23 protein-coding genes and 1 pseudogene are annotated in these 19891 nt (G+C 36.2%); 17 read left to right on the top strand and 7 right to left on the bottom strand.

Annotated features, from left to right (window positions below; all coding sequences use genetic code 11):
• Nucleotides 1-10 precede the first annotated feature (10 nt).
• The 3 genes from ACZ2G0_RS05020 to ACZ2G0_RS05010 are packed head-to-tail and all read right to left on the bottom strand — an operon-like array spanning nucleotide 11 to nucleotide 1869.
• Complete coding sequence (locus ACZ2G0_RS05020) at nucleotides 11-610, bottom strand: phage tail protein (protein ID WP_470309274.1); 600 nt, start codon at nucleotides 608-610, stop codon at nucleotides 11-13.
• A 10-nt stretch (nucleotides 611-620) separates the two neighbouring features.
• Entirely contained in the window at nucleotides 621-1238 is a 618-nt protein-coding gene (locus tag ACZ2G0_RS05015; RefSeq protein ID WP_470309273.1) for a phage tail protein, read from the bottom strand.
• 31 nt (nucleotides 1239-1269) lie between these two features.
• Nucleotides 1270-1869 (bottom strand): phage tail protein, encoded by a 600-nt coding sequence (locus ACZ2G0_RS05010; RefSeq protein ID WP_470309272.1) that lies wholly within the window; start codon nucleotides 1867-1869, stop codon nucleotides 1270-1272.
• Nucleotides 1870-2721: 852 nt separating this feature from the next.
• Here ACZ2G0_RS05010 and leuC point away from each other — a divergent pair.
• The 6 genes and pseudogenes from leuC to leuB all read left to right on the top strand — a co-directional run bounded on the left by leuC (nucleotide 2722) and on the right by leuB (nucleotide 8468).
• Nucleotides 2722-4116, top strand: coding sequence for a 3-isopropylmalate dehydratase large subunit (leuC, locus tag ACZ2G0_RS05005; RefSeq protein WP_470309271.1), 1395 nt, complete (start codon nucleotides 2722-2724; stop codon nucleotides 4114-4116).
• A 68-nt stretch (nucleotides 4117-4184) separates the two neighbouring features.
• Nucleotides 4185-4538: pseudogene (locus ACZ2G0_RS05000) on the top strand (four helix bundle protein).
• A gap of 60 nt (nucleotides 4539-4598) precedes the next feature.
• Entirely contained in the window at nucleotides 4599-5195 is a 597-nt protein-coding gene (gene leuD / locus ACZ2G0_RS04995) for a 3-isopropylmalate dehydratase small subunit (RefSeq protein WP_470309270.1), read from the top strand.
• A gap of 43 nt (nucleotides 5196-5238) precedes the next feature.
• Nucleotides 5239-5748 (top strand): GNAT family N-acetyltransferase, encoded by a 510-nt coding sequence (locus tag ACZ2G0_RS04990; RefSeq protein WP_470309269.1) that lies wholly within the window; start codon nucleotides 5239-5241, stop codon nucleotides 5746-5748.
• A 40-nt stretch (nucleotides 5749-5788) separates the two neighbouring features.
• The gene (locus ACZ2G0_RS04985; RefSeq protein ID WP_470309268.1) at nucleotides 5789-7306 is read left to right on the top strand and encodes an alpha-isopropylmalate synthase regulatory domain-containing protein; all 1518 of its coding nucleotides are present in this window, start codon (nucleotides 5789-5791) and stop codon (nucleotides 7304-7306) included.
• Nucleotides 7307-7406: 100 nt separating this feature from the next.
• The gene (gene leuB / locus ACZ2G0_RS04980) at nucleotides 7407-8468 is read left to right on the top strand and encodes a 3-isopropylmalate dehydrogenase (RefSeq protein ID WP_470309267.1); all 1062 of its coding nucleotides are present in this window, start codon (nucleotides 7407-7409) and stop codon (nucleotides 8466-8468) included.
• Between the two features lie 385 nt (nucleotides 8469-8853).
• Here leuB and ACZ2G0_RS04975 read toward each other — a convergent pair whose 3' ends face one another.
• Both ACZ2G0_RS04975 and ACZ2G0_RS04970 read right to left on the bottom strand, forming a co-directional pair.
• Nucleotides 8854-9525, bottom strand: coding sequence for a LytR/AlgR family response regulator transcription factor (locus ACZ2G0_RS04975; RefSeq protein WP_470309266.1), 672 nt, complete (start codon nucleotides 9523-9525; stop codon nucleotides 8854-8856).
• Nucleotides 9518-10567 (bottom strand): sensor histidine kinase, encoded by a 1050-nt coding sequence (locus ACZ2G0_RS04970; RefSeq protein WP_470309265.1) that lies wholly within the window; start codon nucleotides 10565-10567, stop codon nucleotides 9518-9520. Before ACZ2G0_RS04970 ends, ACZ2G0_RS04975 begins: the two co-directional genes overlap by 8 nt.
• 179 nt (nucleotides 10568-10746) lie before the next feature.
• Between ACZ2G0_RS04970 and ACZ2G0_RS04965 the strand changes: the two genes are divergently transcribed.
• Genes ACZ2G0_RS04965 through ACZ2G0_RS04950 form a run of 4 tightly spaced genes read left to right on the top strand, consistent with a single transcriptional unit; the run spans nucleotide 10747 to nucleotide 13076 of the window.
• Nucleotides 10747-11034, top strand: a complete 288-nt coding sequence (locus tag ACZ2G0_RS04965; protein ID WP_470309264.1) for an EF-hand domain-containing protein — start codon at nucleotides 10747-10749, stop codon at nucleotides 11032-11034.
• A gap of 27 nt (nucleotides 11035-11061) precedes the next feature.
• Nucleotides 11062-11841, top strand: coding sequence for a YHYH protein (locus ACZ2G0_RS04960; protein WP_470309263.1), 780 nt, complete (start codon nucleotides 11062-11064; stop codon nucleotides 11839-11841).
• Between the two features lie 49 nt (nucleotides 11842-11890).
• Complete coding sequence (locus ACZ2G0_RS04955) at nucleotides 11891-12457, top strand: toxin-antitoxin system YwqK family antitoxin (protein WP_470309262.1); 567 nt, start codon at nucleotides 11891-11893, stop codon at nucleotides 12455-12457.
• Nucleotides 12444-13076, top strand: coding sequence for an SCO family protein (locus ACZ2G0_RS04950; protein WP_470309261.1), 633 nt, complete (start codon nucleotides 12444-12446; stop codon nucleotides 13074-13076). Before ACZ2G0_RS04955 ends, ACZ2G0_RS04950 begins: the two co-directional genes overlap by 14 nt.
• Nucleotides 13077-13162: 86 nt before the next feature.
• Here ACZ2G0_RS04950 and ACZ2G0_RS04945 read toward each other — a convergent pair whose 3' ends face one another.
• Complete coding sequence (locus ACZ2G0_RS04945) at nucleotides 13163-13510, bottom strand: RNA recognition motif domain-containing protein (protein WP_300287934.1); 348 nt, start codon at nucleotides 13508-13510, stop codon at nucleotides 13163-13165.
• Nucleotides 13511-13663: 153 nt separating this feature from the next.
• Nucleotides 13664-14149 carry a DUF6252 domain-containing protein gene (locus tag ACZ2G0_RS04940; RefSeq protein ID WP_470309260.1) on the bottom strand — a complete coding sequence of 162 codons (486 nt, stop codon included), beginning with the start codon at nucleotides 14147-14149 and terminating at the stop codon, nucleotides 13664-13666.
• Between the two features lie 197 nt (nucleotides 14150-14346).
• On the opposite strand from ACZ2G0_RS04940, the gene ACZ2G0_RS04935 reads away from it, so the two are divergent.
• The 7 genes from ACZ2G0_RS04935 to ACZ2G0_RS04905 all read left to right on the top strand — a co-directional run bounded on the left by ACZ2G0_RS04935 (nucleotide 14347) and on the right by ACZ2G0_RS04905 (nucleotide 19876).
• Nucleotides 14347-14907, top strand: coding sequence for a 30S ribosomal protein S16 (locus tag ACZ2G0_RS04935; RefSeq protein ID WP_470309259.1), 561 nt, complete (start codon nucleotides 14347-14349; stop codon nucleotides 14905-14907).
• A 14-nt stretch (nucleotides 14908-14921) separates the two neighbouring features.
• Complete coding sequence (gene rimM, locus ACZ2G0_RS04930) at nucleotides 14922-15446, top strand: ribosome maturation factor RimM (protein ID WP_470309258.1); 525 nt, start codon at nucleotides 14922-14924, stop codon at nucleotides 15444-15446.
• 101 nt (nucleotides 15447-15547) lie between these two features.
• Nucleotides 15548-15781: a four helix bundle protein gene (locus ACZ2G0_RS04925; RefSeq protein WP_470309257.1), complete on the top strand. Its 234-nt coding sequence runs from the start codon at nucleotides 15548-15550 to the stop codon at nucleotides 15779-15781.
• Nucleotides 15782-16077: 296 nt separating this feature from the next.
• Entirely contained in the window at nucleotides 16078-16785 is a 708-nt protein-coding gene (locus ACZ2G0_RS04920; protein ID WP_470309256.1) for a tRNA1(Val) (adenine(37)-N6)-methyltransferase, read from the top strand.
• Nucleotides 16786-16930: 145 nt separating this feature from the next.
• Nucleotides 16931-18109 carry an acyl-CoA dehydrogenase family protein gene (locus ACZ2G0_RS04915; protein ID WP_470309255.1) on the top strand — a complete coding sequence of 393 codons (1179 nt, stop codon included), beginning with the start codon at nucleotides 16931-16933 and terminating at the stop codon, nucleotides 18107-18109.
• A gap of 165 nt (nucleotides 18110-18274) precedes the next feature.
• Complete coding sequence (locus ACZ2G0_RS04910; protein WP_470309254.1) at nucleotides 18275-19054, top strand: DUF3050 domain-containing protein; 780 nt, start codon at nucleotides 18275-18277, stop codon at nucleotides 19052-19054.
• A gap of 63 nt (nucleotides 19055-19117) precedes the next feature.
• Nucleotides 19118-19876, top strand: coding sequence for an SGNH/GDSL hydrolase family protein (locus ACZ2G0_RS04905; protein ID WP_470309253.1), 759 nt, complete (start codon nucleotides 19118-19120; stop codon nucleotides 19874-19876).
• Nucleotides 19877-19891 lie beyond the last annotated feature (15 nt).

The following is a 19891-nucleotide window of genomic DNA, read 5'->3' as shown; positions in this document are numbered from 1 at the left end:
TTATTTTTTTTTAATTCTGTGTAGGAAATATTCCTTGAATTGCGATAATGTAGACTAAGCCTAAACTTGGCTGTTGTGTGTTAAAAGATACTGAACCACCAACTGTAGCTGTAGTTGTGGTTCCTTTTAATGCAACATCCGGTACATCAGAATTATACCCCAAGCCCGTACGAGGGATTCCATTTACTACTAACACCGGGTTTCCAATTTTAGAATTGGCAACAGGAACATTATTAACTCCTGAGGCCGAACTTATCGTTAACGGCACTTGATGTACATGTGCAGGCATATTAGCTTGAAGTACAATAGCAGATTGACTATTACTAGACTGACCTAATGTATAGGCGCCTCCGACCCCTTTAACCCCTCTACCTCGCAAATCAGGTAGAGCAAAAGTAGTTTGACCATTCCCTCCATAGGTCGTGCCTAGAATGGAAAACAAAGCTTGGTTTTGGTTAATTGGCAACATCTGACCATTGCATAAAGCCCAGCCTCTTGGAACAATTGTTCCAGAAAATAATTTTATCTCACCAATATAGGCCTCAGTTTGTGCAAAGGTAATTTTGGTAATTAAAAATAAAACTAGGGTAATAAAGTATTTTTTTTTCATAAGAATAGTTTTAAGGGCGAGATGGATAAATTCCTTGTAAAGCAATGATATAATTACAGACCAAATAGGGTTGTTCGATAGGTAGTGGTAATGAGGAACCCGTTACCCCTGTTTGCAAACTTCTAGAATTAGAAATAATATCCCCAGTTGCATTGTTGTAGGACAACATTAAGCGATCAACACCATTAAAGCTTTGCACGGGAGCTGCTAATGAACTAGTAGCGGTTGCTGAAGTCAAAGTACCCGGACTTGAACTCACCTTAATGTCTGCAACATGGGTATGTGGTGGTAAGTTTTCCGGCAATAATGTAACAACAGCCTGCCCGCCTGTTTCACCTAAAACCCGATCAGTTAATCCCGGACCTTGTCCTGGAGCAATAATTACTTTCTCTCGTAGATCAGGCAAAGCGAAAGTCGTTCTACCATCACCTCCATAAGTTGTACCTAATAAAGAGAACAATGCTGTATTTTGCGAAATCGACAATAGCTGCCCTTGACAAAATGCCCACCCTCGAGGTGCAAAGTTTCCAGCAAAGATTCTAACTTCCCCAACAAATGGATCTGTTTGGGCAGAAACTGAAGCTGTGGATAAAAATATTAAAAATAAAATAAAGTATTTATTTATCATGATTTTGTGATTTAAAGTAACGATTAAGCTATTATGGATTAGGATAAATACCAAACACGGAGATTATGTAATTTACACCAGTAAAAGGTTTCATTAAAGAAACAGGCACTGAGGCACCTACTGTAGCCGTTGTCATTACACCAATCGAGACATCTGGGTCAATACCATTATAGCTTTTTGCAGGAACAAATGTCCTACCTGATAAAGTACCCATTTTAGCAATTGTAGAAGTTGCAATTGGTGTTTTTACATTGGCATTAGCATTACTTACTGAAATTTGAGCGCTGTGCGAGTGGGATGGAACTTGATTTGACTGCAAAGTAACATTCTCTGCGCCATATGACTGACCAATTTGGACCGCTCCTAAGCCTACACCCTGGCCAATACCTACAGGAATACGCCCCCTTAAATCAGGTAATGCAAATGTACTTTGCCCATCACCTCCATAAGTGGTTCCAATTAGACTAAATAAGGTTTCATTTTCAGATATCGAAATTATAGACCCGTCGCAAAACATCCAACCCGATGGTGCAAAATTTCCAGCAAAAATTCTAATTTCTCCAATATATTGAGCAAAGGATGTTTTCCCTACAAAAAAAAGAAGTAGTACATAAAAAAAAGTTTTTTTCATAAAATGATATTAAAAATGAATATTTATTTCTGATTTATAGAAAAATAAATCAACAAAAGCCTTAAAAAAATTAACATGATACAAATTAACAAAAAATTAAGAATAATTACTAATTTATTTAACAAAAACATTTCCTTCTTTTTATTCGTATCATCGTTAAAAACATTAATACAATTGCTTTAAAACATGGTAAATAATCACCATTGCTACAACTATTCACCAGCCGTTAAAATATAATTATAAGTTTAAGGACAGAACTATGCAAATCTTAAAAATGATAAACCAAAAAATCCAATGAATTATAAAATATGTACAACAGAATTATTCTTGTTATTTACTAGTAATAAACCTAAAAAAACTACTATCCCTCCAAAAACTATAATAACTTAAACCTTTATTAAAAATCAATTATAATTTTGGATGTCGTAATATTTGTAGGCATAAAATAGTTGTTTAAGTCGATGTAATGACATTCTTTACCATTAAAAACTACTGAAATACGTTATTCCCAAAAACTACTCAATAAGCAATATTCACAACAAAAGTACTTAAAAAGTAAAAATCACACATTTAACAAACGTTATCAGACCAATAATTTACAAACAATGCAACACTTTATAGATGCGCCTGTTTAAAAAACAATAGCGTTTAGTCTAGAAATGACTTTAGCTCAAAAAGGCCGATCAATTAGCTTCGATTAAAAAACGAGCTATTTTAAACTAAATGTGTTTTTGGGTATCGTATAAAACCAAATACACAAATTGACGACTTCCCCTCTTTTTTTAATTTTGCTTTCTATTACAAGCGCTAGAAAAACTGGCATTGTAAAATTTAGAAATTAAAATCATTACAATGAGTAAGACATTATTTGATAAAGTATGGGATGCACATGTTGTTCGTAAAATTGAAGATGGACCCGACGTGTTTTTTATTGACCGCCATTTTATCCATGAAGTAACAAGTCCTGTAGCTTTTTTGGGATTGAAATCTAGAAATATTCCCGTTTTGTATCCCGAACGCACTTTTGCAACAGCAGATCATAACACACCAACTATTAATCAGCACCTTCCAGTTGAGGATCCTTTATCAGCTAACCAACTAAAAGCGCTCGAAGATAATGCCGCCGAATATGGTATTTCGCACTGGGGTTTAGGTCATGCCAAAAACGGAATCGTACACGTAGTAGGTCCTGAAAACGGAATTACCTTACCAGGAGCCACTATCGTATGCGGTGATTCACACACGTCAACACACGGTGCTTTTGGAGCGATTGCTTTTGGCATTGGAACTTCAGAGGTTGAAATGGTACTTGCTACGCAATGTATCATGCAACCGAAACCAAAGAAAATGCGCATCAACGTAAACGGAACCTTAAGTAAAGGTGTAGGTCCAAAAGATGTAGCATTATACATTATTTCTCAATTATCTACCTCTGGTGGAACAGGATATTTTGCTGAATACGCCGGAAATGTTTTCGAAGAAATGTCTATGGAAGGCCGTATGACCGTTTGCAACCTTTCTATCGAAATGGGCGCGCGTGGCGGAATGATTGCTCCTGACCAAAAAACATTTGATTTTCTTGAAGGCAGATTATACGCACCAAAGGGAGAAGAATGGACAAAGGCAGTGGCTTATTGGAAAACATTAAAAACAGATGCCGACGCAAAATTTGACGCAGAGCTACATATCGACGCAGCAGACATAGAGCCAATGATTACATACGGTACTAACCCTGGAATGGGAATAGGTATCTCAAAAAATATCCCGAATGCGAGTCAAGTGCAAGGTGGAGCTGAAACCTACAAGAAATCTTTGGCCTATATGGGATTTGAAGAGGATGATGTTATGATAGGAAAACCAATCGATTTTGTGTTTCTAGGAAGCTGCACTAATGGTCGTATTGAAGATTTCCGAGCGTTTACTGATATTGTAAAAGGTCGTAAAAAAGCTGATAACGTAACCGCATGGTTAGTACCAGGATCGCACGTTGTCGAAGCCCAAATTAAAGAAGAAGGTTTGCTTGACATTCTAACTGAGTCTGGATTTGTACTGCGTCAACCAGGATGTTCGGCTTGTTTAGCAATGAATGATGATAAAGTACCTGCTGGAAAATATGCGGTAAGTACCTCAAACAGAAACTTTGAAGGTCGTCAAGGTCCAGGTTCAAGAACGTTGTTAGCCTCGCCTATCATGGCAGCAGCAGCAGCGGTTACTGGAAAATTGACTGATCCGAGGGATCTATTTTAAGAAGCAATCAGCCGTGAGCCTTGGGCAATGGGCTTTATTCGTACTGCTTACACCCAAAAGCTAAGGAAATGAGAGATTTTAGAAAATACAATGTTTGGCAGGAAAGTCATTTGTTCACCCTTGAAATTTATCAGGTTACAAAAGAATTTCCAAAAGAGGAATTATTTGGATTAACAAGTCAATTGAGAAGAGCAACATCGTCTATTCCAACAAATTTCGCCGAAGGTTGTGGTTCTAATTCTGAAAAAGAATTTGCTTGATATTTGAATATTGCAATTGCATCCTGTTCTGAAGTTGAGTATTTATTATTACTAACTTCTGACTTGAAATATTTAAACCTTACTACATATCAAGGTTTGGGAAACAAAATAATTCAAATACGAAAACAAATTTATCAATTACGACTTAAGTTAAATCAATAATATTGCAGTCCCCGCCCAAAGCCCATAGCTCAAAGCCGACTGCTAAAAGCAACATAAAAAATGGCATACGATAAATTTAATATCCTAACTAGTAGTGCAGTGCCACTACCAATAGAAAACGTCGATACTGACCAAATAATTCCCGCTCGTTTTTTGAAAGCAACAGAGCGTGTAGGTTTTGGGGACAACTTGTTTAGAGACTGGAGGTACAATGGAGATGATACTCCTAAAGCGGACTTCGTACTGAATAACCCAACCTATTCCGGAAAAATACTTGTAGGCGGAAAAAACTTTGGCTCAGGATCATCTCGTGAGCACGCCGCTTGGGCCGTGTACGATTACGGATTTCGAGCAGTAGTTTCTAGTTTTTTTGCCGATATTTTTAAAGGAAACTGCTTAAATATTGGAGTTTTACCAGTACAAGTGAGCCCAGAATTTGCTGACACCATTTTTAAAGCCATCGACGCAGATCCTACCACGGAACTAGAAATCAATTTACCGGATCAGACCATTACTTTAAAAGTGACGGGGCAAAAAGAATCTTTTGATATCAATGGATACAAAAAAAATAATATGATCAATGGTTTTGATGATATCGATTATTTACAAAACATCAAAGAGGACATTGTAACTTTTGCTGAAAAGCAACTGATCTAATCCTTTAACCTACTGCTTTTGTAGCAACCCGATTACTGAAATTATGAAAATTGAACCCAGTTCCATCGCTAATATTGACACTGTTTTTGAATTTTATGATTTGGCAGTGGCCTATCAAAAGACCAAATTCAATAAGCATTGGATGGGATTTGATCGCGAACTGGTTGCAACCGAAATTGCCGAGAACAGACAATGGAAAATTATAATCGAAAGTGAAATCGCAGCTGTATTTGCCATCACTTTTCAAGATGAAAGTATTTGGAAAGAAAAAAACAAAGATCCAGCCGTTTATTTTCATCGCATAGTAACGCATCCTAGCTTCAAAGGAAGGCATTTTGTAAAACAAATTGTTCAGTGGGGCTTGGCTTTCGCCAAAGAAAAAAAACTGAAATACCTGCGATTAGATACTTGGGGAGACAACGACGAATTAATAAATTATTACCAGCAATGTGGTTTTGAATTCCTGGGAGTTATCACACCCGATTATAACGGATTACCTAAACATTACGACGGAATCACCCTGAGTTTATTCCAAATAAAAATAGCATACTAGCTGCATAATAGTACACCACTATTGGCATAGAAATAAAATAATGAAGAAAAGAACTATTGAAATAATGGATACCACACTTCGCGATGGGGAACAAACCTCAGGAGTGTCTTTTTCTGCCGCAGAAAAATTAACCATTGCCCAATTATTGTTAGATGAATTGAATGTCGATCGCATTGAAATTGCCTCAGCACGCGTCAGCGAAGGCGAATTTCAAGGAGTGAAAGGCATTATGTCGTGGGCACATGAAAAGGGCTATTCAAAACGTATCGAAGTATTGACCTTTGTTGATGGCGGTCTATCCATTGAATGGATGAACAATACGGGGGCCAAAGTTCAAAATTTATTGACTAAAGGCTCTCTAAATCACTTAATCCATCAATTAAAAAAAACACCCGAACAACATTTTTCTGAAATTGCTGCTTGCATTGCTTTGGCACAAGAAAACGGAATTGAAACTAATGTTTATTTAGAGGATTGGAGTAATGGAATGCGCAATTCACCTGAATATGTTTTCCAATATTTAGATTTTATAGTAACCCAACCCATAAAAAGAGTTTTACTCCCCGATACGCTTGGTGTGCTTATCCCCGAACATACTTTTGAGTATTTATCCAAGATTGTGGAGCAATATCCAAGTATTCATTTTGATTTCCACGCTCATAATGATTATGATTTAAGTATCGCTAACGTTATGCAAGCCCTAAAAGCAGGAGTTCATGGACTGCACGTTACGGTAAACGGAATGGGAGAACGCGCTGGAAATGCACCTCTTGAAAGTACCGTTGCCGTTATCAATGACTTTATGCCTGACATAACCATAAACGTAAAAGAATCGTCCTTGTATAAAGTGAGTAAATTAGTAGAGGCATTTACAGGATACCGAATTCCGGCTAACAAACCTATTGTAGGCGACAACGTATTCACTCAAACTGCAGGAATCCATGCTGATGGAGACAATAAAAACAACTTGTATTTTAATGACTTACTTCCGGAACGCTTTGGAAGAAAACGACAATATGCTCTAGGAAAAACTTCTGGCAAGGCCAATATTGAAAAAAACCTACAAGAACTAGGTTTGAAACTAAATCAAGAAGATTTAAAACTAGTAACCCAAAGAATTATTGAGCTAGGAGACAAAAAAGAAACGGTTACCAAAGAGGATTTACCCTATATTATTTCAGATGTTTTACACAGTAAAATATTCGAAGAAAAAATTGTGGTGGAGTCGTACATCTTGTCTCATGCGAAGGGAATGCGTCCGTCAACCACTTTGTCTTTAAAAATAGACGGAGAACTAATTGAGGAACATGCCCAAGGCGATGGTCAATTTGATGCTTTCATGAATGCCTTAGGCAAAATATACCAAAGCAAAAATCTATCCTTGCCCAAACTAATCGATTATGCTGTTCGGATTCCGCCCGGAAGTAGCTCTGATGCTTTGTGTGAAACGGTAATTACTTGGACGAATAATGGCAAAGAATTTAAAACAAGAGGATTAGACTCTGACCAAACGGTTGCTGCAATAGTTGCCACGCAAAAGATGTTGAATGTAGTTTAAAAAAGTACCAAAGCTACTTAGCCCCTTATTTTCTGAGCTTTAAGAAATTGTAAATGAAGTTTGGTACTTTTAAGAATAAAAAATAAATCAAAAAACAATCATGAAATTAAAAATAGCACTTTTAGCCGGAGACGGAATAGGACCTGAAGTAATCAATGAAGCCGTAAAAGTTTCGGATGCGATTGCCAAAAAATTCAATCATGAAATCACTTGGACACCTGCTCTTACTGGAGCCTGCGCAATTGATGCCGTGGGTGTTCCCTATCCTGACGAAACACATGAAATATGCATGGCAGCTGATGCGGTTCTATTTGGCGCTATTGGTCACCCAAAATATGACAATGACCCTACTGCTCCCGTGAGACCAGAGCAGGGCTTGTTATTGATGCGTAAAAAATTAGGCTTATTTGCTAACGTACGTCCCACTTTTACTTTCCCATCATTAATTGATAATTCACCTTTAAAAAGGGAACGCATCGAAGGAACTGATTTGGTTTTTTTAAGAGAACTTACCGGTGGAATTTATTTTGGAGAAAAAGGCCGAAGAGACGGTGGAGAAACTGCATTTGACAACTGCGTGTATACTAGAGCTGAAGTACAACGTTTAGCTAAAAAAGGTTTTGAACTGGCCATGACGCGTTCTAAAAAATTATGTTGCGTTGATAAAGCTAACGTTTTGGAAACCTCTCGTTTATGGAGAGAAACGGTACAAGCGATGGAAAAAGACTATCCTGAAGTAGAAGTTAGCTATGAATTTGTGGATGCCGTAGCGATGCGCTTAGTGCAATGGCCAAATTCCTATGATGTATTAATTACTGAAAATTTATTTGGAGACATCTTAACTGATGAGGCTTCGGTTATTTCAGGATCTATGGGATTAATGCCATCAGCTTCTGTAGGTGAGCACACTTCACTGTACGAACCTATTCACGGCTCCTACCCGCAGGCAACAGGGTTGAATATTGCTAATCCTTTAGCAACTGTGTTATCAGCAGCAATGATGTTTGAAGATGCCTTTGGTCTAACCGAAGAAGCAGCTGCAATTAGAGCGGTTGTCAACAAATCGCTAGAACAAGGAATCGTAACCGAAGATTTAGTGGCTAAGGGTACTAGATCTTATAAAACAAGTGATGTTGGAGATTGGTTAGTAGCTAATTTGTAACACCAAAAATAAATACTTTAAAAACTGTCTCAATTTTGGGGCAGTTTTTTGTTTAAGGCTGTTTCGCAAAGTTTCACAAAAGAGCTTATAAAAACCCTGAGCAACCTTTGCAAATATCTGTGTAATATCACCGCTTGAATAGCTTTCGCAAAGATTCGCAAAAGGGACACCAAGATTCACAAAAGAGCTTAAAAAAACTTTGAGAAACTCTGAGATACCTTTGCTAATCTCTGTGTAATATCATCGCTTAAGTAGGTATCGCAAAAAAGCTTAAAAAAAACTTTGAGAAACTCTGAGATACCTTTGCTAATCTCTGTGTAACACTATCGATTAAGTAGCTTAAAAAAACCTCCGAGAAACCTCAGCGAAGCTCTCTGTAATAAACCTACCCGAACAACTCCTTTTTCACTAACTCATAATAACTATCACTAACCGGAATTTGAATTGTACCTAGCGACAAATCTCTACTTTTAAGTCCCGTCACCTTGGTTCTATTTACAATAAAAGAGCGATGCACTCTAATAAAAACGGCTGGATCTAAGGATTTTTCTAAGGATTTCAGCGATTGCAAAGTCATTATTTTCTTTGCTGCTGTGTGAAAAATTGCGTATTCACTATCACTTTCAATATGAGTAATGTCGTCGTATTTTATTTTAAATAAGTCATAGCCGCATTTAACCGTTATGGTATCAGGAAAAACACTCGATGTATCTCTTTTAATTTTTTGAACTGCTTGTAAAAAACGCTCAAAGCCGATTGGTTTTAATAAATAATCCAAGGCACTTAGCTCAAAACCTTTGATTGCATAATCAGAATAGGCCGTTGTGAAAATAATCTTGGCAGAATCAGGTAACATTTTCACTAAATCTGTCCCTTTAATTTCAGGCATTTGAATATCTAAAAAAACAACATCAACAGGATTTCGTTGTATATAATCTAACGCCTGCAACGGATTTTCATAACTTCCAACCAATTCTAAAAAATCTAGTTTTTGAATGTGACTCTCAATCAACTTTCGAGCTAATTCTTCATCATCAATTACAACACATTTAAGCATTTGTATTTATTTTTAGTTCTACACTAAAGGTATTGTTTTTTTCGACAATTTCTAAGGAATGCGCATTAGGATACAACAATTCAAGACGTTTTCTAACATTTATGATTCCGATTCCACCAACGCTGTCTTGCACCTTCTGTCCTTTTGAAAAACTATTTTCAATCGTAAAATGCACACTATCGCTTGTAGACGACAATACAATACTAATAAACCCACCATCTAGACTTTCGACATTGCTATGTTTAAAAGCATTTTCTACAAATGGAATCAAGAGCATAGGAGCTATCTTTAAACTTTTATTACCTATCGAAAACTGCGTCTTGATAGGATATTTTTTACTGCTTTTCAGCAAAAACAAATTAATAAAATCCTCGATATAGGCGACCTCTTTTTCGATTGCAACACTTGATTTTTCGCAATCGTACAACACATAACGCAACATATCCGACAGATACAAAATACTCTCTTGTGCTTTAGTAGCATCAATTATGGATAAGGCATAAATATTATTCAAAGAGTTGAATAAAAAATGAGGATTAATCTGTGATTTTAAAAACTTAAGTTCGTTTTGGATATTTTCAGTTTTAACGAATTGTAATGCTTCTTCCTTTTTTTGTGCAAACGAAAATGTTTCTAAAAAAACAGACAAAATATACGAGACCGACAATAAGAGCAAATTAATCACAACAGGAGATGGCCCTTGCTTCATTCTTTCCCTCATAGGTGGTGGTCTATTGATACCCATATCACTAAGAGGTGGAGCTCCATCAGCCATTTGACGGTGATCCATAAAATGGCTAGACCCAAAGGCAAAGAAAAGTAAAAACACGATGGATACTACCCCAAACAAAAAGTACTTCTTCTTAAAAAGAAGTGTAGGTGCTAGCAGGTAAATAAGTCCAACTATCAAGACAATTTGCGAAAGATAGGCCGGATAATTATTTTGAAAAAAAAGAAGAAAATTCCTTTGGTTCATGCCGAGAATTACCCAAATACTACCCCACAAAACGAGCTGAAAAAGAGTTCTATTAAATTTATTCATGGTACAAATAAATGCAATAAAAATGAATCATTTCTTGAAAAAGGCAAATTTAAACCCCGTAAAAAGAACTTCTGTGGGCATAGTTAACCGATTCACTGAATACTTTGGCACCTTCATTGAATATTTTATTTGTAAATCGAAAATTAACTCACCTTTGTACTGAAATAAAAACTAAAGTCATGAAAAGCAACACATTCAAAAAAGCGAGTTACACTATTTTACTACTTGCATTAGGTACTGTCTTCACTTACGCACAACCACCTCGCGGACAAGAAGGAAAAAAACCACCTACGGCAGAGCAACTCATGAAAGAGATGGATGCTAATAAAGATGGTAAACTAGCCCTGGCAGAGTTGAAAGGCCCTATTAAAGAGGATTTCAAAAAAATTGACCTCAATAAAGATGGTTTTTTAAGCCTAGAAGAACTCAAAAAAGCACCAAAACCAGAGCGAAAAGAAAGACCCTAATACCATCCAAATTTAAATTATATTCTAATGAAAAACAGAAATCACAAAATCCAATTAAGTCTTGCTATTTGCGCCGTAATTAGCCTATACGCATGTTCGAAAGACGAAACAACGACCACTAATACGACAACAACGACGCCAGCAGCAGTAGGTGTATCTATTACAAGTGTAGTACAATCAAAATACAAAACCGCAGTAACAATTTCAACAAGCGGCAACAGTATCACATTAAAATCTAATGGAACACCAGACCACGTTTCACCCTATTATGGTGTTGGACATCCTTTGTATGAAGCACAAATGGCAGGTTCAACGCTTAATCCCGGAACTATTGGAGTTCAAAATTATGCAATGACAATCCCTACAAATCCTGTAGAAGCAACAACCAAAGAAGTTACAGCATTAGGAGCTATTGGTATGGCGTTGAATGGAGTTCCAATCTATAATGACCGTGAAGGTGGAAATGTACCTGTAGATGCAGGTGTACTTGGTTCTTTTGATAGAGCAGGTGCACACCCTGGACCAGGAAATACGTATCATTACCATTGTACTGGTGATTTTATGGGGAATGATGACGCAAAATTAATAGGATTTTTAAGAGATGGTTTTCCTATTTATGCAAGAAAGGATATGGACGGTAGTTACCCTTCAAATTTAGATGCAAATGGTGGTCATATAGGAGTAACAGCAGATTTTTCTACAGCTATTTATCATTATCACGCTAGCAACACAGCCTATTTAGGTAGTAGGTTTTACATCTTAAAATCAGGAAGTTACAATGGTACAAAAGGAACATTTACGCAATAAATTTATTATTTTATTGTTTTGCCAACTTCTATTTAGTTGTTCAGAAACAGTGAATAAAAAATCAAATAACGTTTTTGAAAAAGTTGATATTTCGCATGTGCCAAATACTACAATTTTTTTAAACGACAACAAACTGAAATTAGAGAACGGGGTTTATTATTTTAATAATAAGCCCTATTCAGGTTTCATAAAAGAAATGTATCAAAACGATACAGTAAAAAGTTTCGCCTCTTATTATCAAGGAAGGCAACACGGAACGACCAAAACTTTTTTTGAAAATGGAAAGCTGGAAACAGAACGAAATTATAAAAACGGTATTGGCTACGGACGACACTATGGCTATTGGGCAAATGGCAATATGAAATTTGATTTTTCTTATTTTAATGACAAACGTGAAGGCATGCAAAAACAATGGTATGAAAGCGGAAGTCCCTACTGTTTTTTAATGTATAAAAATGATAATGAAGACGGCATGCAAAAAGCGTGGCGCGAAAACGGAAAACCGTACATTAATTATGAATCCAAAGACGGACATCGCTATGGTTTGCAAAAATCAAATCTATGTTACACCTTAAAAAATGGCATCATTAAATCTACCTCCAATGAAAAAAAGTAAAGCGATATTATTTGTATTGATTTCCCTTGCCTTTTCCTGCAAAGACAAAGAAAACGTGAGAAAGCTACCCTATTACAACACCGCTGACTACTCACCGGTATGGACAGTAGATGATCCCGACACTTTTCATAAAATTCGTCCATTCCAGCTAAAGGATCAAGAAGGAAAAACATTTTCTGAAAAAGATTTAGATGACAAGATAACCGTAGTCGATTTCTTCTTCACCTCCTGCCCCGGAATTTGCCCTAAAATGGCCGATAGTATGACCAAACTGCAATCTGAATTTGAAAATAATGACGATATACAACTCGTTTCTCATACGGTAACTCCTGATATGGATTCTATTCCTGTTTTAGCGGCTTACGCCAAAAAGAAAAATGTGCAGTATAGCAAATGGAAATTACTCACTGGCCCCAAAAACGAAATTTATAATTTAGGTCGGAAATATTATTTCGTAGAAGAAGACTTGGGCGAGAACAAAGACAGTTCTATTTTTCTACATACAGAGAACTTCGTTTTAATCGATAAAAACCGAATAATACGCGGCATTTACAATAGTTTAGACCCAACCAGCATGACTGCACTAAGTGATGATATTAAAGTCTTACAACAAGAGTAAAAAAGAATAGCTCCAACTAAAGTAGACACAAACAAAAAAGGGAACAATTTACATTGTTCCCTTTTTTTATACTGTAGAAAAAAATATTAATATCTTCCTCCTCTGTCACCACCACCGCGATTGTTGCTTCCGTAACCTCCACGAGAGTCTCCTCCACCGCGGTTGTTATTAAAACTTCTTCTTTCGCCTTCTGGTTTTGGCTCAGATTTGTTAACCACAATTGCACGTCCTTGAACAGTCGCTCCGTTCAATTCGTCAATCGCTTTTTGAGCTTCATCATCATTTGGCATCTCAACAAAACCAAATCCTTTACTTCTTCCTGTAAATTTATCTGAGATAATTTTAACTGAATCAACTGCTCCATAAGCCTCGAAAGACTCTCTTAAATCTGCTTCCTCAATACTGAATGGAAGGCTTCCAACAAAAATATTCATATGTACTTATTTATAATAATTGCAACAAATGTACTCTAAATATTCTCTAATCTACTATCTATTAGCTTATTTATACTTTTATTTTGAAAAAAATAATTAAGCAAAATAACAGAAAACTACAAATCAATGAATTAGTATCCACTTACATAGCAGTTAATTAAGCACCGTAGCCGCTACAATAGGCACCTTATAAAAAACACCCTGCTGAAAATTTAGTGTTGTGCCACCTAACGGATTATTATTTACGTTTTCTAAATTAAACTTAAAGGTTCCTGAGATGGTGTTGTTTACTGCATCATATTCGGTTATAACAATTTGTCCATTTCCAATACCTGTTCCACTTGTAAAAGTTAACGTTCCTGAAGCATCAGTCAAAACGTAGGTCGCTGTTTTAGAATCGCTAGTTCCTATCGGGTAAAGCTGCGCCGTAGTCGAAGTCATTTTTAGAGTCACGACCTCATTACTGGTATAGGCTTTTACAACCACTGCACCATTTGCGTCAATTGTAGCTTGTGACTGAATGGCTCTCCAAAAAACATTATCTTTTAATCCTTGAAAAGAAGGATTATTGAATCGAACATCCTCTTGACACGAACTCAAGCAGATCAATAGCAATAGGGGCGCTAAATATTTTTTCATAAAAATGCACTTTAAGTAGCAAAAGTATGATATTTTGATGAAAACCACGTACAAGAACACATAAAAAGAGTATCAATAAGAAGCCAAATCACTATCATTCAAAATAATAAGTTGTTTTTAGTAAATTCGAAAAAATAGTATATCTTTGCACCCTTAATTAATCGAGGTCGAGTACCTCAAAATTTAATCACACGATTATGTCAGTAAAAATTAGATTACAAAGACACGGTAAAAAACAAAAACCTTTTTACTGGGTTGTAGCAGCAGATGCTCGCTCAAAAAGAGATGGTAAATACCTAGAAAAAATTGGTACTTACAATCCAAACACAAACCCAGCAACTATCGAGTTAAATCTTGATAGCGCAGTAAAATGGTTGCACAATGGTGCACAACCAACTGATACTGCTAAAGCTATTCTTTCTTACAAAGGTGCTTTATTGAAACACCACCTTGATGGAGGTATCCGTAAAGGAGCTTTGACTCAAGAGCAAGCTGATGCAAAATTAGCTGCTTGGTTAGAAGCTAAAAACGGAACAGTTGATGCTAAGAAAGATGGTTTATCAAAAGCGCAAGCTGATGTTAAAGCTAAAGCTTTCAAAGCAGAGCAAGAAGTTAACGCTAAACGTTTAGCTGCTGCTGCACAAGCTGAAGCTGATGCTATCGCTGCTGCGACTCCTGCTGTTGAAGAAGAAGTTGCTGAAGTTGAAGCTGAAGAAGCTCCTGCTGCAGAAGAAAACAACGAAGAGACTCAAGCATAATTTAGTAGGCGACAATGCGTAAAGAAGAATGTTTCTATTTAGGTAAAATCGCTAAAAAATTTAGTTTCAAAGGGGAAGTTCTTGCCTATTTAGACACGGATGAACCTGAGTTATACGAAAACTTGGAATCAGTGTTTGTTGAATACAACAAACACTTGGTTCCTTTTTTTATTGAAAGTAGCTCCTTGCATAAAAACGATTTTCTTAGAATTCGTTTTGAAGATGTAAAAACAGAGGAAGAAGCTGAAGCAATGCTAGGCAATCACTTGTATTTACCTTTAAAAATGTTACCTAAACTCTCTGGTAACAAATTTTATTTTCACGAAGTTATTGGTTTTGAAGTAGAAGACCAACGCCTTGGTGTAGTAGGAAAAATAGAATCTATAAACGACAGTACCGCGCAACCACTTTTTGAAGTTTTGAATGGCGATGTTGAAATTCTGATTCCTATGATTGATCATTTCTTAGTTAAGATCGATCGTGAAAACAAAAAAGTCATCATGGACCTCCCAGAAGGATTGATTGAAATGTATCTGTAATAGAAATTTCAATCTTCAAATTCCAAAATCCAAAAAAAGAAAAATTTAAATTCAGAAAAATCGACTACATTTGATATTGATCTGAAATTTAAAAATCATTTATGGAGAAGCCTTTCGATTTAGAAGAAAGAACGTATTTATTTGCTAAAGATTGTCGTAGCTATATTCGGGTACTCCCTAAAACCATTTCAAATATTGAAGATTGTAAGCAACTAGTTCGTTCCTCAGGATCTGTTGGAGCAAACTATATTGAAGCAAATGAAAAACTAGGTGAGAAAGACCTATCGTTTCGATTAAAGATAGCGAGAAAGGAAGCTAAAGAGAGTAAGTATTGACTTCGATTATTACAAGAACTAAATCCGGAACATATTAATCTATCCAATCCGCTCCTTTTAGAAATCGAAGAGTTAAGAAAGATTTTATCTGTAATCATTACTAAAACTCAAAAATAAAAAGAGAATTTATCCATTTTTACAATGCAATTCATGCTACGCAATTACCAATACAGAATCACATTTTCAAAAAAATGAAATGGAGATTTAGAAAATCACAATTTATTACAATAATCAAACATCATTTTAATTCTGGTTCTATTTAGAATTTGGAATTTAAAAAATTGGAATTTTAATTTATGTTTACATTCAAACAATTTACTGTAGAACAAGACCGTTGCGCTATGAAAATAGGCACTGACGGCGTTTTACTGGGCGCTTGGGCTCCAACAACCAGCCATCCGTTTAGTGTTTTAGATATTGGCACTGGAACTGGCATTATTGCTTTGATGTTAGCACAACGTACCAACGCTGAACAAATTGATGCTTTAGAAATTGACGAAGCAGCTTATGAGCAAGCGGTAGATAATTTTGAAAACTCTCCTTGGAGTGATCGTTTATTTTGTTTTCATGCGGGCTTAGATGAATTTATCGAAGAACCCGAAGACGAATATGATTTGATAATTTCCAATCCTCCTTTTTATTCCGAGGATTTCAAATCCGATAATGAGCAACGTGATTTAGCTCGTTTTCAAGACGCCATGCCTTTTGAAGATTTAATCGAAGCTGCGGATTTATTATTATCTGAAAATGGAATATTCGCAGTTATCATTCCGTTTAAAGAAGAAGAAAAGTTCCTAGCTCTTGCCACTGAATTTGAATTATATCCTTTCAAAATTACACATGTAAAAGGAACGCCAACTACTGAAATCAAACGCAGTTTATTGGCTTTATCTCGTAATGAAACAACCGATCTTGTAGTTGATGAATTGATTATTGAAATAGAAAGACATGTATATACTCCAGAATATATTGCGTTAACTAAAGAGTTTTATTTGAAAATGTAAACTTTAAATAGTGCAAACTTATTCTTGAAAGCAATAAATTTAATTTAAATTCACAATCTACACTTGATTTCAAAAATTATAACAATTGTTAATCGTTTTGTTATATTTCTTTGTGTAACTTTGTATCACTTAAATTAGCAAAACCATGAAACCAGACTTATTTCAATCTCCAGATTATTATAACTTAGACGATTTACTAACAGAGGAACACAAACTAGTTCGTGATTCTGCTCGTGCGTGGGTAAAAAAAGAAGTTTCTCCTATTATTGAAGACTTTGCTCAACGTGCTGAATTTCCAAAACAAATCATCAAAGGTTTGGGTGAAATAGGTGGTTTTGGTCCTTACATTCCTGAAGAATATGGTGGCGCTGGTTTAGACCAAATATCATACGGATTGATCATGCAAGAAATTGAGCGTGGTGATTCAGGTGTTCGTTCTACCTCATCTGTTCAATCATCCCTAGTAATGTATCCTATTTGGAAATACGGAAATGAAGAACAACGCATGAAATACTTGCCAAAGTTAGCGACGGGAGAATTCATGGGATGCTTTGGTTTAACCGAACCAAACTACGGATCGGATCCTGGAAGTATGATTACCAACTTTAAAGATATGGGCGACCATTATTTATTGAATGGTGCTAAAATGTGGATTTCTAACGCTCCTTTTGCTGATATTGCCGTTGTTTGGGCAAAAAATGAAGAAGGAAGAATACACGGTTTAATCGTAGAACGCGGAATGGAAGGTTTTACAACTCCTGAAACTCACAATAAATGGTCACTACGTGCCTCCTCAACTGGAGAGTTAATATTTGACAACGTAAAGGTACCTAAAGCAAACCTTTTGCCTAATAAATCAGGTCTTGGCGCACCACTAGGTTGCCTTGACTCGGCTCGTTACGGAATCGCTTGGGGTGCTATCGGTGCTGCAATGGATTGTTATGATACGGCTTTGCGCTACGCAAAAGAAAGAATCCAATTTGACAAACCAATTGCTGGAACGCAGCTACAACAAAAGAAATTAGCCGAAATGATTACTGAAATCACCAAAGCACAATTACTTACTTGGAGACTTGGAGTACTTAGAAATGAAGGCCGTGCTACTACAGCTCAAATCTCTATGGCTAAGCGTAATAACGTAGATATGGCGATTAACATTGCTCGTGAAGCCCGACAAATTCTAGGCGGAATGGGAATTACCGGTGAATACTCTATCATGCGTCATATGATGAACTTAGAGTCGGTGATCACCTACGAAGGAACACACGATATTCATTTACTAATTACTGGAATGGACATCACAGGAATCCCTGCATTTAAGTAGTAATAAACAACTATTAAAGTATCTATAAAATTGATAATGAAAGCTTCTTGGAAACAAGGAGCTTTTTTATCTTTGTACAAAATACCACTGCATCAAAATTTTAAGATTGTATCCAAAAAACAAAAGTGCAGCATTTCAATTACAACCTACTTTAAAACCATTACTATGACAATTGAAAGCATAAACAAAACTATTGCGCCCCAAAAAAATACCTTATTACAGCATTCTTTGTACCAAAAAGTACAAACTATAGATGATTTACACGTATTCCTTGAAAATCATGTCTATGCCGTTTGGGATTTTATGTCCTTACTAAAAGCATTACAATCTAAATTAACGTGTACTACCACACCTTGGTTTGCCACAGCAAATCCTGAAACAAGGTATTTAATTAACGAAATTGTATTAGCTGAGGAAACCGATTTAACGATTGACGGCCGTCGCCAAAGTCATTACGAGATGTACATTGAAGCAATGGAATCATGCGGTGCCAATACAACAGGGATTACTGATTTCTTGGCAGAGGTAAACTCATTACAAAACATCTTTGTTGCCATTAAAACAAGTAGCTTGCATCCTAACATCAAAGAGTTTTTAGACTTTACTTTTAAAGTGATTGACGAAGGGAAAACACATGAAATCGCAGCTGCATTTACTTTTGGAAGAGAAGACCTTATCCCGAGTATGTTTACTGCCATCTTGAAGAATTTTCAACAGAATTTCCCTCAAACTGATTTAAGTAAACTAATCTATTATTTTGAAAGACATATTGAACTCGATGCTGATGAGCACGGACCAATGGCTATGCAAATGATTACGGAACTTTGTGGAGAAGATCCTAAAAAATGGGCTGAAGTTGAGCAAGTATCTATTGCTGCTCTAGAAAAACGAATCGGATTATGGGATGCTATTGAAGCTAGTTTATTAAAAGAAGAGTTAGCTTAAGCATCCAAACTCTAGAAAACAACGTAACTGTTATTTAAAAACGATACCCATAATTGTAAACAAATGGTCAATCAATTGCGAATACTAGTTACGTTGTTCTTTTTGCTATCGGTTACGATAAGCTGCAGTGTTGAAAATTCGGCTACTAAAGCAGCTGTTATCGACACTAGTTCGACAGCACCACAAAACCTATCACTTCCTACTTTTACCAAAAAAGCAAACTACCTTGCAATTGGTGATAGTTACACTATTGGAGAAAGTGTATGCAGCAGTTGCCGATTTCCTGAGCAACTAAAAAAAGCCCTCGAGAATTTAAACTTAAAAAATAGTTTTGGCCTTGATATCATTGCCAGAACCGGCTGGACTACTACCGACTTAAAAGCAGCCATACAAAATCAAAATCCAGCAACTAATTACGATTTAGTAACCTTATTAATAGGCGTGAACAATCAATACCGAGGACAACCGTTTACGGTCTACGAAAAGGAATTTAAGGAACTGGTGGAAAAAGCAATTGTATTGGCTGGCAATGACAAAACCAATGTCATCGTTGTTTCGATACCGGATTATGCATACACTCCTTTTGGGAGCCGATCTGGTCGAGGCAGTATAATTTCGAAAGAAATCGCCTCCTACAATGAGTTGGCACGAAAATATTGTGAAGAAAATGGGATCGCTTATACCAACATAACTGATATTACGCAACGAGGGTTACAAGACCCTGAATTAGTTGCAACTGACGGATTACATCCTTCGGAAAAAGCCTATAGCTTATTCGTAAACCGAATCATTACAAAAGCAGTAGACGCTTTGCAGAACTAAAAAAAGCGAGAATTT

It is taken from the genome of Flavobacterium sp. KKT103, assembly GCF_055640565.1.
This window is presented reverse-complemented; position numbering and strand designations above follow the sequence as displayed.